Annotated in this window: 22 protein-coding genes; 17 read left to right on the top strand and 5 right to left on the bottom strand. The window is 59.4% G+C overall.

The features are described 5' to 3' along the window. Positions 1-67: 67 nt before the first annotated feature. From secA to K0H48_RS01070, 3 genes are all read left to right on the top strand, one after another. Positions 68-2,803: a preprotein translocase subunit SecA gene (secA, locus tag K0H48_RS01080; RefSeq protein WP_138814034.1), complete on the top strand. Its 2,736-nt coding sequence runs from the start codon at positions 68-70 to the stop codon at positions 2,801-2,803. A gap of 123 nt (positions 2,804-2,926) precedes the next feature. Continuing rightward, complete coding sequence (gene argJ, locus K0H48_RS01075) at positions 2,927-4,144, top strand: bifunctional glutamate N-acetyltransferase/amino-acid acetyltransferase ArgJ (RefSeq protein ID WP_219265947.1); 1,218 nt, start codon at positions 2,927-2,929, stop codon at positions 4,142-4,144. Positions 4,145-4,163: 19 nt separating this feature from the next. Further along, a complete protein-coding gene (locus K0H48_RS01070; RefSeq protein ID WP_219265945.1) occupies positions 4,164-5,108 on the top strand; it encodes a Nudix family hydrolase in 945 nt (314 codons plus the stop codon). Between the two features lie 108 nt (positions 5,109-5,216). Here K0H48_RS01070 and K0H48_RS01065 read toward each other — a convergent pair whose 3' ends face one another. From K0H48_RS01065 to K0H48_RS01055, 3 genes are read right to left on the bottom strand one after another with little or no spacing between them, the layout of a single operon-like run. Further along, positions 5,217-5,795, bottom strand: coding sequence for a cob(I)yrinic acid a,c-diamide adenosyltransferase (locus K0H48_RS01065; protein ID WP_219265944.1), 579 nt, complete (start codon positions 5,793-5,795; stop codon positions 5,217-5,219). A gap of 2 nt (positions 5,796-5,797) precedes the next feature. Further along, a complete protein-coding gene (locus K0H48_RS01060; protein ID WP_219265942.1) occupies positions 5,798-7,834 on the bottom strand; it encodes an ATP-binding protein in 2,037 nt (678 codons plus the stop codon). A 46-nt stretch (positions 7,835-7,880) separates the two neighbouring features. Continuing rightward, positions 7,881-8,798 (bottom strand): putative 2-dehydropantoate 2-reductase, encoded by a 918-nt coding sequence (locus tag K0H48_RS01055; protein ID WP_219265940.1) that lies wholly within the window; start codon positions 8,796-8,798, stop codon positions 7,881-7,883. A 123-nt stretch (positions 8,799-8,921) separates the two neighbouring features. Here K0H48_RS01055 and K0H48_RS01050 point away from each other — a divergent pair, with 123 nt between their 5' ends. Both K0H48_RS01050 and K0H48_RS01045 read left to right on the top strand, forming a co-directional pair. Beyond that, the gene (locus tag K0H48_RS01050) at positions 8,922-9,407 is read left to right on the top strand and encodes a YajQ family cyclic di-GMP-binding protein (RefSeq protein WP_003209785.1); all 486 of its coding nucleotides are present in this window, start codon (positions 8,922-8,924) and stop codon (positions 9,405-9,407) included. Between the two features lie 136 nt (positions 9,408-9,543). Further along, the gene (locus K0H48_RS01045; protein ID WP_138814041.1) at positions 9,544-10,386 is read left to right on the top strand and encodes a mechanosensitive ion channel family protein; all 843 of its coding nucleotides are present in this window, start codon (positions 9,544-9,546) and stop codon (positions 10,384-10,386) included. A gap of 191 nt (positions 10,387-10,577) precedes the next feature. On the opposite strand, the gene K0H48_RS01040 is transcribed toward K0H48_RS01045, so the two are convergent. Continuing rightward, entirely contained in the window at positions 10,578-11,849 is a 1,272-nt protein-coding gene (locus K0H48_RS01040) for an OprD family porin (protein ID WP_219265938.1), read from the bottom strand. 741 nt (positions 11,850-12,590) lie between these two features. On the opposite strand from K0H48_RS01040, the gene K0H48_RS01035 reads away from it, so the two are divergent. Both K0H48_RS01035 and K0H48_RS01030 read left to right on the top strand, forming a co-directional pair. Beyond that, on the top strand, positions 12,591-13,016 hold the full coding sequence (locus tag K0H48_RS01035) for an HIT domain-containing protein (protein WP_219265930.1): 426 nt from the start codon (positions 12,591-12,593) through the stop codon (positions 13,014-13,016). A 3-nt stretch (positions 13,017-13,019) separates the two neighbouring features. After that, a complete protein-coding gene (locus tag K0H48_RS01030; protein WP_017139805.1) occupies positions 13,020-13,226 on the top strand; it encodes a SlyX family protein in 207 nt (68 codons plus the stop codon). Positions 13,227-13,310: 84 nt separating this feature from the next. Here K0H48_RS01030 and K0H48_RS30920 read toward each other — a convergent pair whose 3' ends face one another. After that, complete coding sequence (locus tag K0H48_RS30920) at positions 13,311-13,913, bottom strand: cold-shock protein (RefSeq protein ID WP_003193875.1); 603 nt, start codon at positions 13,911-13,913, stop codon at positions 13,311-13,313. A 432-nt stretch (positions 13,914-14,345) separates the two neighbouring features. Between K0H48_RS30920 and K0H48_RS01020 the strand changes: the two genes are divergently transcribed. The 10 genes from K0H48_RS01020 (at position 14,346) to tolQ (ending at position 22,205) form a co-directional block, all read left to right on the top strand. Next, positions 14,346-14,819 (top strand): Dps family protein, encoded by a 474-nt coding sequence (locus K0H48_RS01020; protein WP_003193874.1) that lies wholly within the window; start codon positions 14,346-14,348, stop codon positions 14,817-14,819. Between the two features lie 180 nt (positions 14,820-14,999). Next, the gene (locus K0H48_RS01015; protein WP_219265928.1) at positions 15,000-15,341 is read left to right on the top strand and encodes a ribbon-helix-helix domain-containing protein; all 342 of its coding nucleotides are present in this window, start codon (positions 15,000-15,002) and stop codon (positions 15,339-15,341) included. Positions 15,342-15,508: 167 nt separating this feature from the next. Then, positions 15,509-15,730 carry an FmdB family zinc ribbon protein gene (locus K0H48_RS01010; protein WP_017139808.1) on the top strand — a complete coding sequence of 74 codons (222 nt, stop codon included), beginning with the start codon at positions 15,509-15,511 and terminating at the stop codon, positions 15,728-15,730. Between the two features lie 107 nt (positions 15,731-15,837). Continuing rightward, on the top strand, positions 15,838-17,613 hold the full coding sequence (gene aspS / locus K0H48_RS01005) for an aspartate--tRNA ligase (RefSeq protein WP_219265926.1): 1,776 nt from the start codon (positions 15,838-15,840) through the stop codon (positions 17,611-17,613). A gap of 136 nt (positions 17,614-17,749) precedes the next feature. Next, complete coding sequence (locus K0H48_RS01000; RefSeq protein WP_017139810.1) at positions 17,750-18,496, top strand: YebC/PmpR family DNA-binding transcriptional regulator; 747 nt, start codon at positions 17,750-17,752, stop codon at positions 18,494-18,496. Between the two features lie 154 nt (positions 18,497-18,650). After that, on the top strand, positions 18,651-19,175 hold the full coding sequence (gene ruvC, locus K0H48_RS00995; protein WP_032862494.1) for a crossover junction endodeoxyribonuclease RuvC: 525 nt from the start codon (positions 18,651-18,653) through the stop codon (positions 19,173-19,175). Between the two features lie 67 nt (positions 19,176-19,242). Then, complete coding sequence (gene ruvA, locus K0H48_RS00990; RefSeq protein WP_056858571.1) at positions 19,243-19,854, top strand: Holliday junction branch migration protein RuvA; 612 nt, start codon at positions 19,243-19,245, stop codon at positions 19,852-19,854. Next, positions 19,855-20,913: a Holliday junction branch migration DNA helicase RuvB gene (gene ruvB / locus K0H48_RS00985; RefSeq protein ID WP_219265922.1), complete on the top strand. Its 1,059-nt coding sequence runs from the start codon at positions 19,855-19,857 to the stop codon at positions 20,911-20,913. A gap of 139 nt (positions 20,914-21,052) precedes the next feature. Beyond that, entirely contained in the window at positions 21,053-21,508 is a 456-nt protein-coding gene (gene ybgC, locus K0H48_RS00980; RefSeq protein ID WP_071484353.1) for a tol-pal system-associated acyl-CoA thioesterase, read from the top strand. 1 nt (position 21,509) lies between these two features. Continuing rightward, entirely contained in the window at positions 21,510-22,205 is a 696-nt protein-coding gene (gene tolQ, locus K0H48_RS00975) for a protein TolQ (RefSeq protein ID WP_003209819.1), read from the top strand. Position 22,206: the final 1 nt, after the last annotated feature.

The raw sequence follows: 22,206 nt of genomic DNA, 5'->3' as shown, positions 1-22,206 counted from the left end.
GCCGTGAGGGCTGCTCGGGCCACTCACGGTGCGCCCTCCATCCCTATGTGTGGAAGAACCTGCCGATATGTTTGCGCCTTTGTTAAAGAAACTTTTTGGAAGCAAGAATGAGCGCGAAGTCAAACGCATGCTCAAGACGGTGCAGCTGGTCAATGCCTTCGAAGAGCAGATGGTTGCCCTGTCGGACGAGCAATTGCGCGCCAAGACCGAAGAGTTCAAGGCCCGCATAGCCAAAGGTGAAACCCTCGACAAGCTGTTGCCTGAAGCCTTTGCGGTCGCCCGTGAAGCCGGTAAGCGTGTCATGGGCATGCGCCACTTCGACGTACAGTTGATCGGTGGCATGACCTTGCATGAAGGCATGATTGCCGAAATGCGTACCGGTGAAGGCAAGACCCTGGTGGCAACCCTGGGCGTTTACCTCAACGCATTGTCCGGCAAGGGCGTGCACGTTGTGACGGTGAACGACTACCTGGCTCGCCGGGACGCCAACTGGATGCGCCCGCTGTATGAATACCTCGGCCTGACCGTCGGCGTAGTCACGCCGTTCCAGCCGCCGGAAGAAAAGCGCGCCGCTTACGCGTGTGACATTACCTACGGCACCAACAACGAATTCGGTTTCGACTACCTGCGCGACAATATGGCGTTCAGCATGGAAGAAAAATTCCAGCGCGAACTCAACTTTGCCGTGATCGACGAAGTCGACTCCATCCTCATCGACGAAGCGCGTACCCCGCTGATCATCTCCGGCCAGGCCGAAGACAGCTCGCGCCTGTACACCGAGATCAACAAGTTGATCCCGCGCCTGGTGCAGCACGTTGAGGAAGTGGAAGGCGTGGTGACCAAAGAAGGTCATTTCACCATCGACGAGAAGACCCGCCAGGTCGAACTCAACGAAGCCGGTCACCAGTTTGTCGAAGAGATGCTGACCCAGATCGGCGAGCTGGCCGAGGGCGAAAGCCTCTATTCGGCGCACAACCTGGGCCTGTTGACCCACGTGTATGCCGGCCTGCGCGCCCACAAGCTGTTCCATCGCAACGTTGAATACATCGTCCAGGACGGCCAGGTCGTACTGGTTGACGAACACACCGGCCGTACCATGCCGGGTCGTCGTCTGTCCGAAGGCCTGCACCAGGCCATCGAAGCCAAGGAAATGCTCAACATCCAGGCCGAGAGCCAGACGTTGGCGTCCACCACCTTCCAGAACTACTTCCGTCTGTACAACAAACTGTCCGGCATGACCGGTACAGCCGACACCGAAGCGTTCGAATTCCACCAGATCTACAGCCTGGCCGTGATGGTGATCCCACCGAACAAGCCGCTGGCGCGTAAAGACTTTAACGACCTGGTGTTCCTGACGGCCGAAGAGAAGTACGCGGCAATCATCAACGACATCAAGGACGGCATGGCCCAGGGTCGTCCGATCCTGGTGGGTACTGCCACCATCGAGACTTCCGAGCACGTGTCCAACCTGCTCAACAAGGAAGGCATCGAGCACAAGGTCCTCAACGCCAAGTTCCACGAAAAAGAAGCCGAGATCATTGCCCAGGCCGGTCGCCCAGGCGCACTGACCATCGCCACCAACATGGCCGGTCGTGGTACCGACATCCTGTTGGGCGGTAACTGGGAAGTGGAAGTTGCAGCACTGGAAAACCCAAGCCCTGAGCAAATCGCTCAGATCAAGGCTGACTGGCAGAAACGCCACCAGGCGGTACTGGAATCCGGTGGTTTACAGGTGATCGCGTCCGAGCGTCACGAATCGCGCCGTATCGACAACCAGTTGCGTGGTCGTGCCGGTCGCCAGGGTGACGCCGGTTCCAGCCGCTTCTACCTGTCGCTGGAAGACAGCCTGATGCGTATCTTCGCCTCTGATCGGGTGAAGAACTTCATGAAAGCCTTGGGCATGCAGTCCGGTGAAGCGATCGAGCACCGCATGGTGACCAACGCCATCGAGAAGGCCCAGCGCAAAGTTGAAGGCCGCAACTTCGACATTCGTAAGCAACTGCTTGAGTTCGATGACGTCAACAACGAACAGCGTAAAGTGATTTATCACATGCGTAACACGTTGCTGGCCGCCGACAACATTGGCGAAACCATCGCTGATTTCCGTCAGGACGTGCTCAACGCCACCGTCAGCGCACACATCCCGCCACAATCCCTGCCTGAGCAGTGGGATGTTGCCGGCCTGGAAGCTGCGTTGAAGAGCGACTTCGGTGTGGACTTGCCGGTTCAGCAGTGGCTGGACGAAGACGACCACCTGTACGAAGAAACCCTGCGCGAGAAGCTGATGACCGAGCTGCTGGCCGCGTACAACGAGAAAGAAGAGCAGGCGAGCGCCGAAGCACTGCGCACCTTCGAGAAGCAAATCGTTCTGCGTGTGCTGGATGACCTGTGGAAAGACCACCTGTCGACCATGGACCACCTGCGTCACGGTATCCACCTGCGTGGCTACGCCCAGAAGAACCCGAAGCAGGAGTACAAGCGCGAGTCGTTCACGCTGTTCTCCGAGCTGTTGGATTCGATCAAGCGCGATTCGATTCGCGTGCTCTCCCACGTTCAGGTGCGCCGCGAAGACCCGATCGAGGAAGAAGCCCGCCTGCGTCAGGAAGCCGAGGCACTGGCTGCGCGCATGCAGTTCCAGCATGACGAAGCACCGGGCCTGGAAGCGCCGGAAGTCTTGGGCGAAGAGGTCGATGTGGCCCTGGCTCAAACCCCGGTTCGCAATGACCAGAAGTTGGGCCGCAACGAGCTGTGCTGGTGCGGTTCGGGCAAGAAGTTCAAACACTGCCACGGCGAAATCAACTAAGATTTTTGCCTGACGCTGCAACACCCTGCGCCGCGACCGGCCTTTGCCGTCGCGGCGTTTTGCCATTAATTTCACCGTCGATCACGACGGCACAGACATCACCTATTTTTAAGGAGCGCATTCATGGCTGTTGGTCTTGGTCCTTTGCCCACTTTGCACCCGGTCGCCGGTTTTGAACTCGGTATCGCTTCGGCCGGCATCAAGCGCCCAGGGCGCAAAGATGTAGTGGTGATGCGCTGTGCCGAAGGCTCGACGGTTGCGGGTGTGTTCACGCTCAACGCGTTTTGCGCCGCACCGGTGATCCTGGCCAAGCAACGCGTGGCCGGCTCGATCCGTTACCTGCTGACCAACACTGGTAATGCCAACGCCGGTACCGGCGAGCCAGGCCTGGTTGCCGCTGCGCGCACCTGCGCCAAGCTGGCCCAACTGACCGGCGTGGATGCCAGCCAAGTGCTGCCGTACTCCACCGGTGTGATCGGTGAGCCGCTGCCGGTGGAAAAAATCGAAGGTGCGCTGCAAGCCGCTTTGGACGACCTGTCTGTGGATAACTGGGCGGCTGCGGCCACCGGCATCATGACCACCGACACCTTGCCCAAAGGCGCGAGCCGCCAGTTTGTACACGATGGCGTGACCGTCACCGTCACCGGCATCAGCAAGGGCGCGGGCATGATCCGCCCGAACATGGCCACCATGCTCGGCTACATTGCCACCGACGCCAAAGTCTCTCGTGACGTATTGCAGCGCCTGATGCTCGACGGCGCCAACAAGTCGTTCAACCGCATCACCATCGATGGCGATACCTCGACCAACGACTGCTGCATGCTGATCGCCACCGGCCAGGCCAACCTGCCGGAAATCACCTCCACCGAGGGCGCGCTGTTCGCCGCATTGAAGCAGGCGGTGTTCGAGGTGTGCATGGACGTGGCCCAGGCCATCGTGCGTGACGGCGAGGGCGCAACCAAGTTTGTCACGGTTGAAGTCAACGGCGGCGGCAATCACCAGGAATGCCTGGATGTGGGTTACACCGTGGCCCACTCGCCACTGATCAAGACCGCACTGTTTGCTTCCGACCCGAACTGGGGCCGCATCCTCGCTGCCGTCGGCCGTGCCGGTGTGCCGGACCTGGACGTCAGCAAGATCGACGTATTCCTCGGTGACGTGTGCATTGCCAGCCGTGGTGCTCGCGCCGAAACCTACACCGAAGCCCAGGGCTCGGCGGTGATGCAGCAGGAAGAAATCACCATCCGCATCGAGTTGGGTCGCGGCGAGTGCAGCGAAACCATCTGGACCACCGACCTGTCCCACGAGTACGTGAAGATCAACGCGGAATACCGCACCTGAAAGCCAAGAGGAAAGCCTGGTGAAACGAGTGCATGTAGCAGCCGCGGTGATCCGTGGCGTCGACGGCAGGATCCTGCTGGCACGCCGTGCCGATACCCAGCATCAAGGCGGTCTCTGGGAGTTTCCCGGCGGCAAGGTGGAGGCTGATGAGTCGGTCGTTGCCGCGTTGTCTCGCGAGTTGCAGGAAGAGCTTGGCATTGAGGTCAGTACGGCGCGCCCGCTGATCAAGGTGCAGCATGACTACCCGGACAAGCAGGTGTTGCTGGATGTCTGGGAAGTCTCGGCCTTTACCGGCGAGCCCCACGGTGCCGAAGGGCAGCCGCTGGAATGGGTGATGCCACGGGACTTGCTCAACTATGAGTTCCCGGCGGCGAATGCACCGATTGTTGCAGCTGCCCGTTTGCCCGCTGAATACCTGATTACCCCGGGTGAGCTGGAAACGCCGACCCTGCTGCGGGGCATTCAAAAAGCCATTGCCGGTGGCATCAAGCTGATTCAACTGCGTGCGCCCAATGGTTACGACCCTAAATACCGTGACCTGGCGGTGGACGCGGTGGGGCTGTGTGCCGGCAAGGCGCAACTGATGCTTAAAGGGCCGTTCGAATGGCTGGGGGATTTCCCTGCCGCCGGCTGGCACATGACCTCGGCGCAATTGCGTAAATACGCGAGCAAAGGCCGACCGCTGCCGAAGGATCGCTGGTTGGCGGCTTCTTGCCACAACGCCGAGGAGCTGGCGCTGGCAGAGATGATGGACGTGGATTTTGTCACGCTGTCGCCGGTGCAGCCGACCCAGACTCATCCTGATGCCCAGCCGTTGGGTTGGGAGCAGGCGGCAGAGTTGATCCGTGGGTTCAGCAAACCGGTGTTTCTGCTGGGCGGTGTGGGGCCGGCTGAGCGGGAACAGGCTTGGGCAGCCGGGGCTCAGGGTGTGGCAGGTATTCGCGCGTTCTGGCCTGAGGTTTGATGATCGTTCCCACGCTCCGCGTGGGAATGCAGCCATGGACGCTCCGCGTCCCAAAGCGTGACGCCGAGCGTCACAAGAGGCATTCCCACGCAGAGCGTGGGAACGATCTTAGTGGGGCTTCGCCGCCGCCTGCCACAACACTTCCGCTACACCCTGGCGCTTGGCAATCACCCGCGCCGCCACAAACAACACATCCGACAACCGATTGATATACGCAAGCCCCACGCCTTCCAACGGCTCAATCGCATTCAACTGCTGACACCGCCGCTCCGCACTGCGCGCCAGGCTGCGGCACACATGGGCCTGGGCAATCAACGCTGAACCGCCGGGCAAGATGAAGTTCTCCAACGGCCCGACCTCCTCGTTCCAACGATCAATCGCCGCTTCCAGCCGGTCGACTTCTGCGGCATTCAACGCTTTGTACACGGGCATCGCCAACTCACCCCCCAAGTCGAACAAGCGGTGCTGGCAAGGTGTCAGCACCTCAATCAGCTCGTTGAGCTGCGGGTGCTTGCCGCTCTGTTCTTCAAGGCTGGCCAGCAGCAAACCCAACTGGCTGTTGAGCGTATCCACCTCGCCAATCGCCTCCACGCGAGGGTGGTCCTTGGGTACGCGACGGCCATCGCCCAGGCCTGTCTCGCCCTTGTCGCCGGTGCGGGTGTAGATCTTCGACAGGCGAAAGCCCATGGTCATTGCTCCAGTTGAGTCAGTTCATAGGGTGGGATTTGGCTGCTGGCCAACGGCAGGCGCAGGGTAAAACAGGTGCCCTGGCCGAGGGTGGAATGCACTTCCATCTGGCCTTTATGGTTATTGGTGATGATGAAGTACGACACCGACAGCCCAAGCCCGGTGCCTTGGCCGATTTCCTTGGTGGTGAAGAACGGCTCGAACGTGCGTTTGCGCACGTTTTCGCTCATGCCGATGCCATTGTCTTCCACCTGGATCTCCGCCCACGGCGGGTTGAGGCGGGTGCGCAGGATAATGCGCCCCGGCTCGCTGTCGTCTTCGCGCAGGTGAATGGCCTGCGCAGCGTTTTTCAGCAGGTTGAGCAGCACCTGTTCCAGCTCGTTGGCGGTACCCGGCACCGGGCCCAGTTGTGGGTCGAACTGGCGGATGATCGCCTGGCCCTTGAAGTCAAAGCCGATGGTCAGGTCGAAGTCGTTACCGGCAATTTCCACGGCCTGGTCGATCAGTGCCGGCAAATCGCACGGCGCCATCTGGCGGTTGCTGCGGCGGCTGAAGCTGAGCATATGGGTGACGATCTTCGCCGCCCGCGCACCGGCTTGCTGGATGCCATCGAGCAGTTGCGGGACTTCGCGGCTTTGCAGGTAGTGGTTGACCGTCTCCAGCTCGATCCCGGCCTGTTCGGCGTGTTCCAGGTTCCTGGGCAGGTCGGGAGACAGGCGTCGGCGGATGTTCTGTACGTTATGCAGGATCGCCCCCAGCGGGTTGTTGATCTCATGGGCCATGCCTGCAGCCAGGCCACCGACAGAGAGCATTTTTTCCGACTGCACCATCATTTCTTCCAGGGACAAACGCTGGGTGATGTCGTCGATACGGATCACCACGCCGCGCCCGGCACCGCCCATCAATGGGTAGAAGGTCAGGGCGTAATGCTTGGGTTCATCGTCCTTGATCCAGGTGACGCGTTCGATGCGTTCGACCGTGTGCTGCTCCACCGTGGCCTTTATCTGCGGCAGGTACGGTTTGAGCGGCTGGAAGGCGAGGAAGATCGGCTGGTTCAGCGCTTCATCCAGGCGTGTGCCGGAAAGTGCCGTGGCTTCCTGGTTCCATTGGGTGACGTAAAGTTGTTCATCCAGGGCTATCAGCGCCGACGGCATCGAGTCGATGATGCTGTTGAGGTAGTTCTGGAAACCGGTGAGCTTTTTCTCGATCTTGCTGCGCACCTGCACTTCCAACTCCAGCTTGCGGTTGGTGTGGCGTGTTTCTTCGGCCAGGCCCTGGGCCTGGTCGTAGGCTGCCTGAGAGTCGTCCCGCGCACGTTTGAGCTGCTGCTCGCGGGCTTCGATGCGCGACAACATGGTGTTGAAGGCTTCGGCCAGGCTGCCGATTTCATCATGGTTGCCGCGCCCGGCACGCAGGGCGTAGTTCTCTTCACGGGTTACCTGGCGTGAGAGTTCTTCCAGCTCATGGATCGGGCGGGTGATCAGGCGTTTGATCTGGCGAGCGATGACCAGCCACAGCAATACGCTGAAAATCAGGATGCCGAGGCTGGCAGTCAATGTGCCGGTATAGAAGGCCACCGGCAACTCACTGCTGGCCACCAACAGCAAATGCCCGGACGGCTGGCCGGCGCGGGGCAGGGTGATGACCTGGTTGCTGCGAAATTCGGTGAGGCGCCAGGCTTCGATATGTCGGTAGTTTTCCGGCAGGTGCAGGCGGTTGCCGTGCTGCATCTGTGCGAGCAAGGTGCCTTCGCCGTCGTACAGCGCGGCGGCGCGCAAGGGTGAATAGCTGGTCAACTCATTGAGCAGGGCGTCGGCCTTGGCCGGGGACTCAAGGGCTTCGGCGGCGAGGGCGGGGTTTGACACCAATCGACCGATGGCCTGCAGCGCCTGGGGTGCCATGCTTTCCTGGGAAATCCAATAGGCGGCGCTGATAAACGTCAGGTTGGCCACCAGCAATACGGTGGTCAACAGCACCAGCAGGGCGGCCAGCAGTTTCTGCCCTACCGGTAGGTTTTCTAGACGCTGGCGCAGTGGCATCAGGTTTTTTCCAGGTGATAGACAGGTAGGCAGGGTAGCGCGTGCCTCAGTCGCTGGCCAATCCGCGTGAGTGCAAGTCGTCGACCAGGCGCGCCTGCAACTGTTGCAGATGGGGCAGCACCAATTGATGGCGTGCTGCCGCCTGGCACGCATAGCCGAGCAGGTAGCTGATTTCGGTGCGACGGTTGTTGGCCACGTCCTGATACATGGAGGAATAGTTGGCCGCGGTGGCCTGGATCACCCGTTCCACTTCGCTGTGCAAGTCTTGTGCGGCGGCGGGTTGGCCGCAACATTCGAGCAACTCGCTCAATTCGGCGCACAACGTCGCGACTTCACAGTGATGGGCTTGCAGGCCACCGTTGCGGCACTGGTAAAGCACGGTCAATGGGTTGATGGCGCAATTGAGCGCCAGCTTGCGCCACAAGCGCGTGAGGATGTCGGTGCTCCAATCATGGGGAATGCCAGCGGCGTGCAGGTCGTCCAGCCACAGCGGGGCAGTGGGGTGGCTGGAGTCCCCCAGCCAGGTGAAGCCGTGGCCGGCGAAGACCACGCGCCAATCGCCGTCGCGAAACGCGCCTTCGGTGCTGGAGGCAAAGATACAGCGGGCCTGGGGCAATTGCGCGGCCACCGCATCCTGGCTGCCAAGGCCGTTTTGCAGCAGGATCAGTTCAGCGTCGGGTGCCAGTCGGTGTTGCAGCTGTGCGATGGCGCTTTGGGCGTCGTAGGCTTTGCACGCCACCAGCAGGCGATGAATCGGTCCGGGGCTGTCAGGTGTTTCGCCAATCACCGGGTAAGAATTTTCTATGCCGTGTTCCACCAGGGTCAGGCCGCCCGCCTCGCGATAGCTGGCCAGGCGCGCGGCATCGCGCACTATCAGCCGCACGGGCAGGCCCGCGCGTGACAAGCGCGTGGCCCAGAGGGTGCCCAGGCTGCCGGCGCCGAGAATATGCCAGGTGGTCGACATCAGTTTGTGCTCCGTAGGGTCGCCTGCGATGAATGGCGCGAAAGAACCGCTATAATGCCTCGGCATTTTAGCTTGGGCGCGCTCCATCTCTACTGAGCCCGCCCCTTATATTGGAGAAATGACATGCCTTCGTTCGACGTGGTATCCGAACTGGACAAACACGAAGTCACCAACGCCGTCGAAAACGCCGTCAAGGAACTGGACCGTCGCTATGACTTGAAGGGCAAGGGCAGCTTCGAGTTCAAGGAAAAGGAACTGACCGTCAACCTGACCGCTGAAGCCGATTTCCAGCTGGAAGCGATGATCGAGATCCTCAAGCTGTCGTTGGTCAAGCGCAAGATCGACGCACAGTGCCTTGAAATCAAGGACGCCTATGCCTCGGGCAAGCTGATGAAGCAGGAAGCCGTGCTCAAGGAAGGCATCGACAAGGAGCTGGCGAAGAAGATCGTTGCTCACGTCAAAGATGCCAAGTTGAAAGTCCAGGCTGCCATTCAGGGTGAGCAAGTGCGTATCACCGGCAAGAAGCGTGACGACCTGCAAGAAGCCATCGCCGCCCTGCGCGCCAAGACCTTCGACATGCCGCTGCAGTTCAATAACTTCCGCGACTGATGGCACATTGGGGAACCTGTAGGCGTTTTTAACGTCCCACGCCCCAGAAACAGTGCCTACACTTGAGCCCTTCGGGGCTCATTTGCGTTTTAAGGCAGTCAATTAAGCCGCACATCCGCGCAACAGGAGAAGATAGATGGATTTAAACGCTGAAATGGATCACCTGATCAAGACCTCGCAGTCCTGGATCCCCATGATCATGGAATACGGCAGCCGTGTGTTGCTGGCGGTGATCACCCTGGCCATCGGCTGGTGGCTGATCAACGTATTGACCCACCGCGTGGGGCGCTTGCTGGCGCTGCGTAACGCCGACCTGGCGTTGCAGCACTTCATCACCAGCCTTGCGAACATTGCGCTTAAAGTCATGCTGATCGTCAGTGTGGCCTCGATGATCGGCGTGGCCACCACCTCGTTTGTCGCCGCGATCGGTGCCGCCACCCTGGCCATCGGCCTGGCGTTGCAGGGCAGCCTGGCGAACTTTGCCGGTGGCGTGCTGATTCTGCTGTTCCGCCCGTTCCGCATTGGTGACTGGATCGAAGCCCAGGGCACGTCCGGGACTGTCGACAGCATCCAGATCTTCCACACCGTGCTGCGTACTGGCGACAACAAGACCGTGATCGTGCCCAACGGCATCCTGTCCAACGGCATCATCACCAACACCAACCGTCAGCCGACCCGCAAAGTAGTGTTTGATGTGGGTGTCGACTACGAAGCCGATCTGCAGAAGGCCCGTGAAGTGCTGTTGGAGCTGGCCAAAGACCCACGCGTACTGGCCGACCCAGCGCCTGTGGCCGTGGTGTCGACCTTGGGTGACAGTTCGATTACCGTCTCCCTGCGTTGCTGGACCAATACCCCGGATTATTGGGACGTGGTGTTTATGCTCAATGAACTGGCGCGTGATCGTTTGAAAGGCGCGGGTATTGATATTCCGTTTCCACAGCGAGTTATTCGCGTGATGCAAGAGCCGCTTGCCAAATAACTAAGCGGCAGGCTGTCGAACTTGGCCGTTAGGTCAGGTTCGACACCTGAGGTTAGTTTAGTTACTTAGCTTGCTAGTTATTTTTTCTTTGTAATAAAGCTGAAACAAAAAAGCCGCTCCCTTGCAAAACAGGGGAGAGGCTTTTTAATTAAGGCCCAAGCCTTAAGTCATCATTGTAATTAAATGGCTAATTACAAGATGTTCAGCGGGTATTGCGCGATCAGACGCAGTTCGTCGATCGACGCCGAACCGTAGTACACGCCATCAGACGAACGATAGGTCGCTTGACGAACGCGCAGGCTCAGGTCTTTTGCCGGGCCGCTCTGAACCACGTACTTGGCTTCGATGTCACGTTCCCACTCTTTGCCGTTCGAAGTGGTGCCAGTGTTGGCGCCGCTACCGCTGACATAACGAGTCATGAAGCTCAGGCCTGGCACGCCGAAAGTGGCCATGTTCAGGTCGTAGCGAGCTTGCCAGGATTTTTCGTCTTCAGCGTTGAAGTCGGAACGGGCAATGGAGTTGGCCAGGAAAATCGTGCCGCCGCCGTCTACGCCGTAGCCGTAGTCACCGTCACCGCTGACTTTCTGGTAGGCCAGGGTGAAGGTGTGAGCCTGGATGGTGTACGCGCCTTGCAAGCTGTACGCACGGTTATCCAGTTTGGTGGTGTTGTCTTTTTCTGCGCGTTGCAGGCCAAGACCATCGCTTTTGGTGCTGTAGATATTGAAGTCAACGGCCAAGGACTGTTCGTTGCTCAGCGCGTGAGTCCAGTTCAGGTTGGCGTAGGTTTTCTTCCAGTAGTCTTCGGTCTTCGCGTAGTAGAGGCTGGCGCTGACTTCCGGCGTCAGGGCGTAGACACCACCGATGAAGTCGGTTTTGGTCAGGCCCAGGCTGTCATGGAACGTCTGTGCTTGTGCCACGCTCGAGGTGAAGTGACCGCCTTCGAGTTTCAGGCCCTTGATCTCGTTGCTGGTGATCGAGATACCTTGCGGCAGCTCTGGCAGCAAGCGGCTGTCGTCGGAAGCGAACACCGGCGCGGTGGTGTACTGGTCGCCGACTTTAAGCACGGTGTCGGAGATGCGGAACTTAACGGCGCCGCCGCCTTTGGAGTAGTCGTCTTGCGAGCGACCGTCGGCCCCGGTAGGGAACAGGCCAGTGCCCGAACGACCCTTGCCGCTGTCCAGTTTCACGCCCAGCAGGCCGATCACGTCAACACCGACACCGATGGTGCCTTGGGTGTAGCCCGACTGGAACAGGCCGTTGAAGCCCAGGCCGGTTTCGTTGACGCGGCTTTTGCCGGTGTCGTTGTTACGGAAGTCGCGACCGAAGTTCAGGAGGCGAGTGTTGATGCTGAAAGTGCTGTCTTCAACAAAGCCCTTGGAATCGTCCTGGGCGGACGCCATTGCGAACTGCGAGGTGCCTGCTGATACAGCCAGGGCGATCATGCTCCACTTCATCACGCGCATCGTGATTTGCTCCTTTGGTTTTAGGAAGAGTACTGCCGTCCCACCTGTATTTTTATCTGGGCGGCTCTTTCTTTTTTGTGTCGGCGCAAAGTTATATCACGCAGACCCTATTGACGATACTTACTCATCTATCCTTTCAGCTTCTTTACGAGGCTGTCGTAAATTGCTATTTCCCTGTCGCAAATTCACAGCCCGAGTGTTACCAGGCTGACAACTAAAGTGCAGTGTTCATACCCCTTGCGAATTTTGAACTCATCCTTGAAATGCACCTGAACGCTACTGTTTCTTGTCGCGTAACACCTGTATCCAAACGGGTGCCGTTGCCGACGATACGGGTGTGAATGCAACAAGCGTGCACAAAGCGGTAACCGAATGTCATTTTTTCGTGAAAAACGTTACGGCCGTGTAAAAACCGCATAAGCACGGGCTTTTTACGTCGTTTGGTTTGGGCTTGACGCCCCGCTGAAACACCCGTTGGGAGGTACAAAAATCCTGTGCCAGGGCAAAGCGTTACCGGTTCACCCCTTGAGTGGGTAATTGGCGGATCCCTTTGAGGCACGGGTGGGTCATTTTGGTGCATCCCCCTGAGGCCCGATTTAGCGTAGCTCAAATATTTGTCTGCCTCGAAAGGGTGCGTACTTTTTTGCCCGGTTGCCTCAACGCTCCCGCATTCGCCGTGAAGCCTTGGGCATTCGAAGGTATGCTGGGCACCTGAAATTGACCTGCCGAACGGAGTGCCGCGTGTTCGCCTTAGACCAACGCCTGCAACAAGACACACTGGCCATTGGGGACTTCCCGCTCTGCCGCCTGCTGCTGTCCAACGACGCCAATTACCCCTGGTTCATTCTGGTGCCGCGCATCGACGGTATCAGCGAAGTGTTTCAACTGGATGTCGCCGATCAGCAGCGGTTGTGGCAAGAGACGACCGCCCTGGCACAGTTGCTTAATGAAGGGCTGGCGGCCGACAAGATGAACATCGGCGCGCTGGGTAATGTGGTCAGCCAGTTGCACGTGCATGTGATTGTGCGCAAACGTGACGATGCGGCCTGGCCGGCACCGGTCTGGGGCAAACACCCGGCCCGGCCTTATACCGACGAGCAGGTGGCGGCGATTCGCAGCCAATTGCGCGGGTTACTGCCTGCCGACTTCATCTTTACCCAGGACTGAATCATGGACCTGCAAGACCGCGTTACCGATCTGGAAAGCCGCCTGGCCTTCCAGGACGACACCATCGAGACCCTCAATGACATCCTGGTCACCCAGCAGCGTGCGGTGGAGCGCCTGCAAATGCAGATGACGGCGCTGCTCAAGCGCCAGGAAGAAATGGGCGGGCAGTTCGAGACCTCCGAAGAAGAAGCGCCGCCGCCACATTATTAAGCGGCCTTGGTTAAATAGCCGTGCATAAAAAACCGCGATCCAGCTCAGCCGGATCGCGGTTTTTTTATGCGCTGCGGGTAGGAATCAGCGACGCGGCAAGGCCGCAATCACGTCTTCGGCTTGCAGGCCTTTGTCGCGGTTCATGACGGAGAACTCCACGCGCTGGCCTTCGACCAGTACGCGATGGCCTTCGCCACGGATGGCCCGGAAGTGGACGAAGATATCGTCGCCCGAATCGCGGGAAATAAAGCCGAAGCCTTTGGAGGTGTTGAACCACTTGACGGTCCCGGTATCCCGGTTGGTCATGTCGTAGTTTTGCGACGCCGCGGCAGGCGACGAACGGTAGAAGCTGATGGCCAAGTGAAGAACGATGGCGACCACAGCAATCACCAGGCTGAGCAGGATGGCCGGGTGGCCGCCCACTTCAGGCATAGGTGCCAGGAGGGTGAGGGTTTGCACGACAACGGTCAGTACCAACAGCGCGCTGACCAGGTTTTGCAGTTGATGACGCGTGCCTTTGTTCCAGTAAGGGATTACCGGTGCGAGCGTCAGGTTAAGAAGGCCGAACAAGGCCAGGTACAGGGCGTCGTGTTGTTCCAGGTACGGCAGGCTTTCAGGCTGCAGACTCGGAATAAAGGACAGCAGCAACGCTGCAACGCCCGTCAGGAGGTGGACGATTTTCAACATTTTGATTAACTCACGTTAAGACGGATCACAAGGAAGAGCTGACTGGCACGGTTCGCTTCTGAACAATGGGAGGCGTTGGGCACGTGCGCGGGTATCAGCCTATGTGGCGTGCCGCAGAGATAAACGGCAACCACACGCCGTCTATTTAACAGCAAAGGCTGTGCCTACTCAAATCAAGCATTTCGGGGTGTTGCCAGCGCCATGGCATTTCTGCGTCAAACGCTTGTCCTAGACAGTGGCGTGCCGTGCGAGCGGTAATTTTAGCGTTTTCCGACTCGTCACACAGGTTAGCCCGTTGCTGACAGGCGCAGCCGTGGAGAGGGGCGATATGTCGCACGCTGCCTGCCTGTACCGGGCTGCACACCGTCGGCACTCTTGCTAGAGTGGACCTGCACCTGATCAATGAATGTTCGTCAATTGAAGGGGAAAGACATGGCAATCGATATTGGTATCAGTGAAGAAGACCGTAAATCCATCGTCGATGGGCTTTCACGGCTGCTGTCCGATACCTATGTACTGTATTTGAAAACCCACAACTTCCACTGGAACGTTACCGGCCCCATGTTTCGTACGCTGCACTTGATGTTCGAGGAGCAGTACAACGAACTCGCGCTGGCGGTGGACTCCATTGCCGAGCGTATCCGCGCTCTGGGCTTCCCGGCACCGGGAGCCTATTCGATCTATGCGCGGCTGTCTTCGATCAAGGAAGAAGAGGGCGTGCCCAGCGCCGAAGAGATGATCAAGCAACTGGTGGCCGGCCAGGAAGCCGTCACGCGCACCGCACGCGGTATTTTCCCGTTGCTCGACAAGGTCAGTGACGAGCCGACCGCCGACCTGTTGACCCAGCGCATGCAAGTTCACGAGAAAACCGCGTGGATGCTGCGTTCCTTGCTTGAAAACCAGTAAAAGCCCCCCTGAGTGGCGCCTCCCTGGCGTCGCTCGCTTGTTTCTCCGCACTTCCTGGCGTTGTCCTACAACTTTCCAATCCGCGTCTTCTGGCTGCCCCTCTCGCCCTGCTGTTTTATAGGCTCACTGCCCAATGGGAGAAACCCATGGGCTGCTGTTTGGCAATGGAGTGTCAGGTGTATGTCACGCGGAGTGGGTAATGGAGTGATGGAAACCACTGGTTTTCACAAGATAAAGGTCGACCCCTTTGCCAAAGGGTTCGACATGGGACTGGGCAAGCCGCTGTCCCGGTCGGTCAGGCTCAACGGGTTTTCCACCTGCCTGCGTCTGGAGCAGATCTATTGGAATATCCTCACGGAGATAGCCAGGATCAATGCCTGTTCAGTCAGCGCGTTGTTGTCGTACGTCGATCGGGAAGTGCATTTGCGTTACGGGGGAGTGAAGAACTTCAGCGGGCTGGTGCGGGTCGTGTGCGTGGTCCACGTATTAAAAGATCGCGCCAGCGCCACGGGCCTGGATTAAACCGCCGGTTACGAAGCGGCCCGCCGTCAAGGCGGGCCGGGCTTCGGGCAGAAAGCCGGCTGCACTGTGTCGATTTACCAGATATAATCCCGCGCTTTGCTGCGCGTCCCTGGCTTATCCACAGGGTGGGCGTGGTGCAGTTACGATCTGATCGCCGAGACATCTCCATGCCCATGTACGACTATCAATGTGCTTCCTGTGGTCATCAGTTGGAAGCCATTCAGAAGATCAGCGCCGCGCCGCTGGTCGATTGCCCAGCCTGCCAGGCACCTGAGCTGAAGAAGATGTTGTCCATGCCGGGCTTCCGCCTGAGCGGCGGCGGCTGGTATGAGACCGACTTCAAGACCGGCGCCAAGAAGAATCTGGCGGGCGGCGACAAAGCAGACTGAGTTGAACTCTACGCGCAGGCTCCTGCATTATCCGTCCCCTGCTTAACTGTACGGTGACGAGGCGAGCCTCCATCGAATTTCGAATTACGAGAAGTGAAACCACTACCATGATGCGCAGCCACTATTGCGGCCAACTGAACGAGACCCTGGATGGTCAGGAAATCACCCTTTGCGGATGGGTTCACCGTCGCCGCGACCACGGCGGGGTAATTTTCCTCGATATCCGTGATCGTGATGGTCTGGCCCAAGTGGTGTTCGACCCGGACCGCGCCGAGAGCTTCGCCGCCGCCGATCGCGTGCGCAGCGAATACGTCGTTAAAATCACCGGCAAGGTGCGCCTGCGCCCGGCCGGTGCTGTAAATGCCAACATGGCCTCCGGCGCCATCGAAGTGCTGGGTTATGAGCTGGAAGTGCTGAACGAGTCGGAAACCCCGCCGTTCCCACTCAACGAATACTCCGACGTGGGCGAAGAAACCCGCCTGCGCTACCGCTTCCTGGACCTGCGTCGTCCGGAAATGGCCGAGAAGCTGCGCCTGCGATCGCGCATGACCACCAGCATCCGCCGCTTCCTCGACGAAAACGGCTTCCTCGACGTCGAAACGCCGATCCTGACCCGGGCCACCCCGGAAGGCGCGCGTGACTACCTGGTGCCAAGCCGTACCCACGCCGGTTCGTTCTTCGCATTACCGCAATCGCCGCAGCTGTTCAAACAACTGCTGATGGTTGCCGGCTTCGACCGTTACTACCAGATCGCCAAGTGCTTCCGTGACGAAGACCTGCGCGCTGACCGCCAGCCTGAATTCACCCAGATCGACATCGAGACCAGCTTCCTCGATGAAAAAGAGATCATGGGCCTGACCGAGCAAATGATCCGCAACCTGTTCAAGGAAGTGCTGGACCTGGAGTTCGGCGAATTCCCGCACATGACCTTCGAAGAAGCCATGCGCCGTTACGGTTCCGACAAGCCAGACCTGCGTAACCCGCTGGAACTGGTGGACGTGGCCGACCAGCTCAAAGCAGTCGACTTCAAGGTATTCAGCGGTCCGGCCAACGACCCGAAATGCCGTATCGCCGCCCTGCGCGTGCCTGGCGGCGCGAGCATGCCGCGCAAGCAGATCGACGACTACACCAAGTTTGTCGGCATCTACGGTGCCAAAGGCCTGGCGTACATCAAGGTCAACGAGCGCGCCAATGGCGTTGACGGCCTGCAATCGCCGATCGTCAAAAACATTCCGTTGGACAACCTGAACGCGATCCTGGACCGCGTCGGTGCAGTCGATGGCGACATCGTGTTCTTCGGTGCCGACAAGGCCAAGATCGTCAGCGAGGCCTTGGGCGCGCTGCGTATCAAGCTCGGTCACGACCTGGACCTGCTGACCTGCAAGTGGGCACCGATGTGGGTCGTCGACTTCCCGATGTTCGAAGAAAACGACGACGGCAGCTTCAGCGCCTTGCACCACCCGTTCACCGCGCCGAAGTGCTCGCCTGAAGAGTTGGAAGCCAACCCGGCCGGCGCTCTGTCGCGCGCTTACGACATGGTGCTCAACGGCACCGAGCTGGGTGGCGGTTCGATCCGTATCCACCGCAAAGAGATGCAACAAACGGTGTTCCGCCTGTTGGGCATCAACGAAGCGGAACAGGAAGAGAAGTTCGGCTTCCTGCTCGACGCCCTCAAGTACGGTGCGCCGCCGCACGGTGGCTTGGCGTTCGGCCTGGACCGTCTGGTGATGCTGATGACCGGCGCCCAGTCGATCCGTGAAGTGATCGCCTTCCCGAAAACCCAGAGTGCTGCGGACGTCATGACCCAGGCGCCGGGCGTAGTGGATGCCAAGGCGTTGCGCGAACTGCACATCCGTCTGCGCGAGGCGCCGAAGGCTGAGTAAGGCTGCGGCGTGAAAGCGCAATAAGGTTTTACGCAGTCAAAAAGGCGCATCTTCGGATGCGCCTTTGCGTTTAAAAGAGGGAATTCCTGCCTGGGGCGGGATTGATAAGGTTTCTAGAGAATTTCGGAGTTGTGTTATGGCTGGCCATTCCAAGTGGGCGAACATCAAGCACCGCAAAGAGCGTCAGGATGCCAAGAAAGGCAAGATCTTCACCAAGTGGATTCGCGAACTGACCGTCGCCGCCCGCCAAGGCGGTGGTGACCCAGGTTCCAACCCGCGTCTGCGCCTGGCGCTGGACAAGGCCTTGGGCGCAAACATGAGCCGCGACATCATCGATCGCGCGGTGGCCCGTGGTGCCGGCGCTGCCGACACCGACGACATGGTCGAGCTGAGCTACGAAGGCTACGGCCCGGGCGGCGTGGCGGTGATGGTCGAGTGCATGACCGATAACCGCAACCGCACGGCGGCGGCTGTGCGCCATGCCTTCAGCAAATGTGGCGGCAACCTGGGCACTGACGGTTCGGTGGCTTACCTGTTCGAGCGCAAAGGGCAGATCACGTTTGCGCCTGGCACCGATGAAGACGCCTTGATGGAAGCCGCGATGGAGGCGGACGCCGACGATGTGGTGACCAACGAAGACGGCTCCATCGACGTGTTCACCTCGTTTGCCGGCTTCTATGCGGTGCGTAACGCGCTGGAAGCCGCTGGTTTCAAAGGCACCGACGCGGAAATCGTGATGCTGCCCACCACCAGTGCCGAGCTGGACCTGGACGGTGCACAGAAAGTGCTGAAGATGCTGGACATGCTCGAAGACCTGGATGATGTGCAGAACGTCTACTCGAATGCCGACATCCCGGAATCCGTAGCCGAGCAACTCACCTGAGCACAATGAAAATCCCCTGTGGGAGCTGGCTTGCCTGCGATAGCATCACCTTGGTTTTGCACAAGTACCGAGGTGTCTGCATCGCAGGCAAGCCAGCTCCCACATTTGATTGTTGTTGGCCGCAAGAATTGTGTTTACCCAACCCGCAGGCGTTATGACTTTAATCCTTGGTATCGACCCCGGTTCGCGCATCACCGGTTTTGGCGTGGTGCAACACACCCCGCGTGGCTGCATCTACGTCGCCTCGGGCTGCATCCGCACCGGCGCGGGTGAGTTGGCCGAGCGCCTGCAGATTGTGTATCGCGGCGTGCGTGAAGTGATCCAGACCTACGGGCCGGTCACCATGGGCATCGAAAAAGTCTTCATGGCCAAAAACGCCGATTCTGCATTAAAGCTCGGCCAGGCGCGTGGCGCTGCTATTGTGGCCGGTGCGGAGGAGGGCATGGAAATCGCCGAATACACCGCGACCCAGGTCAAACAGGCCGTGGTCGGCACCGGCGCGGCGAATAAAGAGCAGGTGCAGATGATGGTCATGCACATGCTCAAGCTCACCTCAAAGCCGCAAATCGACGCCTCCGACGCCCTGGCCATTGCCATTTGCCATGCGCATACGCGCTCCAGCCTCTTGCCACATGGCCTGGGCACTGCACGCAGTCGTGGCGGGCGGCTGCGTCTCTGATAGCATCAGCGCAATCGTTATTTCCGGTCAGACCGTGTTCTGACCCCAAGCTTTAAGGATCTGAACCGTGATTGGACGCTTGCGCGGCACCCTGGCTGAGAAACAGCCGCCGCACCTGATTCTGGATGTAAATGGGTTGGGGTATGAGCTGGAAGTGCCCATGACCACCCTGTATCGCCTGCCGTCGATTGGCGAGCCGATCACCCTGCACACGCATTTGGTGGTGCGCGAAGATGCGCAATTGCTCTATGGTTTCATTGGCAAGCGCGACCGCGACTTCTTCCGTGAGCTGATTCGCCTTAATGGCGTAGGGCCAAAGCTGGCGCTGGCGTTGATGTCGAGCCTGGAAGTGGACGAGCTGGTGCGCGCAGTGTCGGCCCAGGACACGTCAGCGTTGACCAAGGTGCCCGGTGTCGGCAAAAAAACCGCCGAGCGCCTGCTGGTCGAACTCAAGGACCGTTTCAAGGCCTGGGAAGTGGTGCCGAACATGTTTGCCCTGGTACCGAACCAGCCGGACATGCCGGCCGGCCAAGTCGCCAGTGCCGAAAGTGATGCCGTCAGCGCGCTGATTTCCCTGGGCTACAAGCCCCAGGAGGCCAGCAAAGCCGTATCGGCCATCAAGGACAAGAACCTGAGCAGCGAAGACATGATCCGCCGAGCCCTGAAGGGAATGATTTAAGTGATTGAAGCTGATCGTCTGATCGCGGCCACCGGTCCGCGCGACCGAGAAGAAGTCCAGGACCGCGCCATTCGCCCCGTCAGCCTTGCCGACTATATCGGCCAGCCGACCGTGCGCGAGCAGATGGAGTTGTTTATCCAGGCGGCGCGCGGGCGCAACGAGTCCCTCGACCATACGCTGATCTTCGGCCCGCCGGGCCTGGGCAAGACCACCCTGGCGATGATCATTGCCCAGGAGATGGGCGTGTCGATCAAGTCCACCTCCGGGCCGGTGCTGGAGCGTCCGGGCGACCTGGCCGCGCTGCTGACCAACCTTGAGCCGCACGACGTGCTGTTTATCGACGAGATTCACCGGCTGTCGCCGATCGTCGAGGAAGTGCTGTACCCGGCCATGGAAGACTTTCAGCTCGACATCATGATCGGCGAAGGCCCGGCCGCTCGCTCGATCAAGCTCGACCTGCCGCCGTTCACGCTGGTCGGCGCCACCACACGTGCCGGGATGTTGACCAACCCGCTGCGAGACCGTTTCGGCATTGTTCAACGTCTAGAGTTCTATAGCACGGCGGATCTCGCGACGATTGTCAGCCGTTCGGCGGGCATTTTGGGCCTGCCGCTGGACCCGGAAGGTGCGTTCGAAATCGCCCGTCGCGCCCGTGGCACGCCGCGTATCGCCAACCGCTTGCTGCGTCGTGTGCGCGATTTTGCCGAAGTGCGGGCCAAGGGGCATATCACCAAGGCCGTGGCGGATTTGGCCTTGAACCTGCTGGATGTGGACGAGCACGGCTTCGACCACCAGGATCGACGTCTACTCTTGACCATGATTGAGAAGTTTGACGGCGGCCCGGTCGGCGTGGACAGCCTGGCAGCGGCGATCAGTGAAGAGCGCCATACCATTGAGGATGTGCTGGAGCCCTACCTCATCCAGCAAGGTTACATCATGCGTACGCCAAGGGGCCGCGTGGTCACGCGCCACGCGTATTTGCACTTCGGGTTAAACATTCCGTCACGATTGGGCGAGATGCCTGTAGTAGACGAATTCCCCGATGCAGTGGACGATTAATAACACCACGCCAGACGATTTATCTGAAGTTTGTGCTGTCCTAGTGGCTGGTGTCGTCATTCAGTCGTTAGAAATGCTGAATAGAATGCAAAAACAGTTGCCCAGCCGGATTGGCAACCTGAGGAGTAAGCACTAGAGTATGCGCGCGCAAAACGGGGATCAGTCGTTCGCACATCGCTGTCGCGTTTATTACGAGGACACCGATGCCGGCGGCATCGTTTATTACGTCAACTACCTCAAGTTCATGGAGCGGGCTCGAACCGAGCGGCTACGGGAGCTGGGCTTTGCCCAATCCCAGCTGGCAGGGGAGGACCTGTTATTCGTCGTGCATTCCAGCGAGGCGCGCTACCACGCACCGGCGCGACTGGACGACGAATTGCTGGTCAGCGCTGAAGTTATCGAATTGAACCGTGTCAGCCTGCGCTTTAAACAGCAGGTCAGGCGGGCAACGGATGCAACGCTGCTCTGTGAGGGGCAGTTCCTGGTGGCCTGTGTGCGCACCAATAGTTTGAAACCCCGGGCCATTCCCGAAGCTCTACGTGCGGCCTTTGCCGGCGTAAGCGGCGCGGGTAAACAATCAAAGCAGGAGATTTAGCGTGGAACCTACCGTCGTCGACCATTCCTCCATGTGGAGCCTGGTCAGCAATGCCAGTGTCGTGGTTCAACTGGTGATGCTGGTCCTGGTAGCCGCATCGGTTACCTCTTGGGTCATGATTTTTCAGCGCAGCAACCTGCTGCGTGCCGGTCGACGTGCCCTGGAGAGCTTCGAGGAGCGCTTCTGGTCGGGTATCGACCTGTCCAAGCTGTACCGTCAGGCCGGTAGCAACCCGGACCCGGATTCGGGCGTAGAGCAGATCTTCCGCGCCGGTTTCAAGGAATTCTCGCGCCTGCGCCAGCAACCGGGCGTTGACCCGGAAGCAGTCATGGAAGGTGTGGCCCGTGCCATGCGCGTTGCCATCTCCCGCGAAGAAGAAAAGCTTGAGCAAAGCTTGCCGTTCCTCGCCACTGTTGGCTCCGTGAGCCCGTACATCGGCCTGTTCGGTACCGTGTGGGGCATCATGAACTCCTTCCGTGGCCTGGCCCAGGCGCAACAAGCGACCCTGGCCACCGTGGCCCCGGGTATCGCTGAGGCCTTGATCGCCACTGCGATCGGCCTGTTCGCCGCTATTCCCGCAGTAATTGCTTACAACCGTTTTGCCGCCCGTGGCGAAACCTTGATCAGCCGTTACTACACCTTCGCCGATGAATTCCAGGCGATCCTGCACCGTAAAGTGCACACCAGCGAAGAATAAG

The sequence above is a fragment of the Pseudomonas sp. Xaverov 259 genome, assembly GCF_019352915.1.
GTDB lineage: Bacteria > Pseudomonadota > Gammaproteobacteria > Pseudomonadales > Pseudomonadaceae > Aquipseudomonas.
The sequence above is the reverse complement of the archived record's forward strand: the minus strand, read 5'-3'. Positions and strand labels throughout refer to the sequence as shown.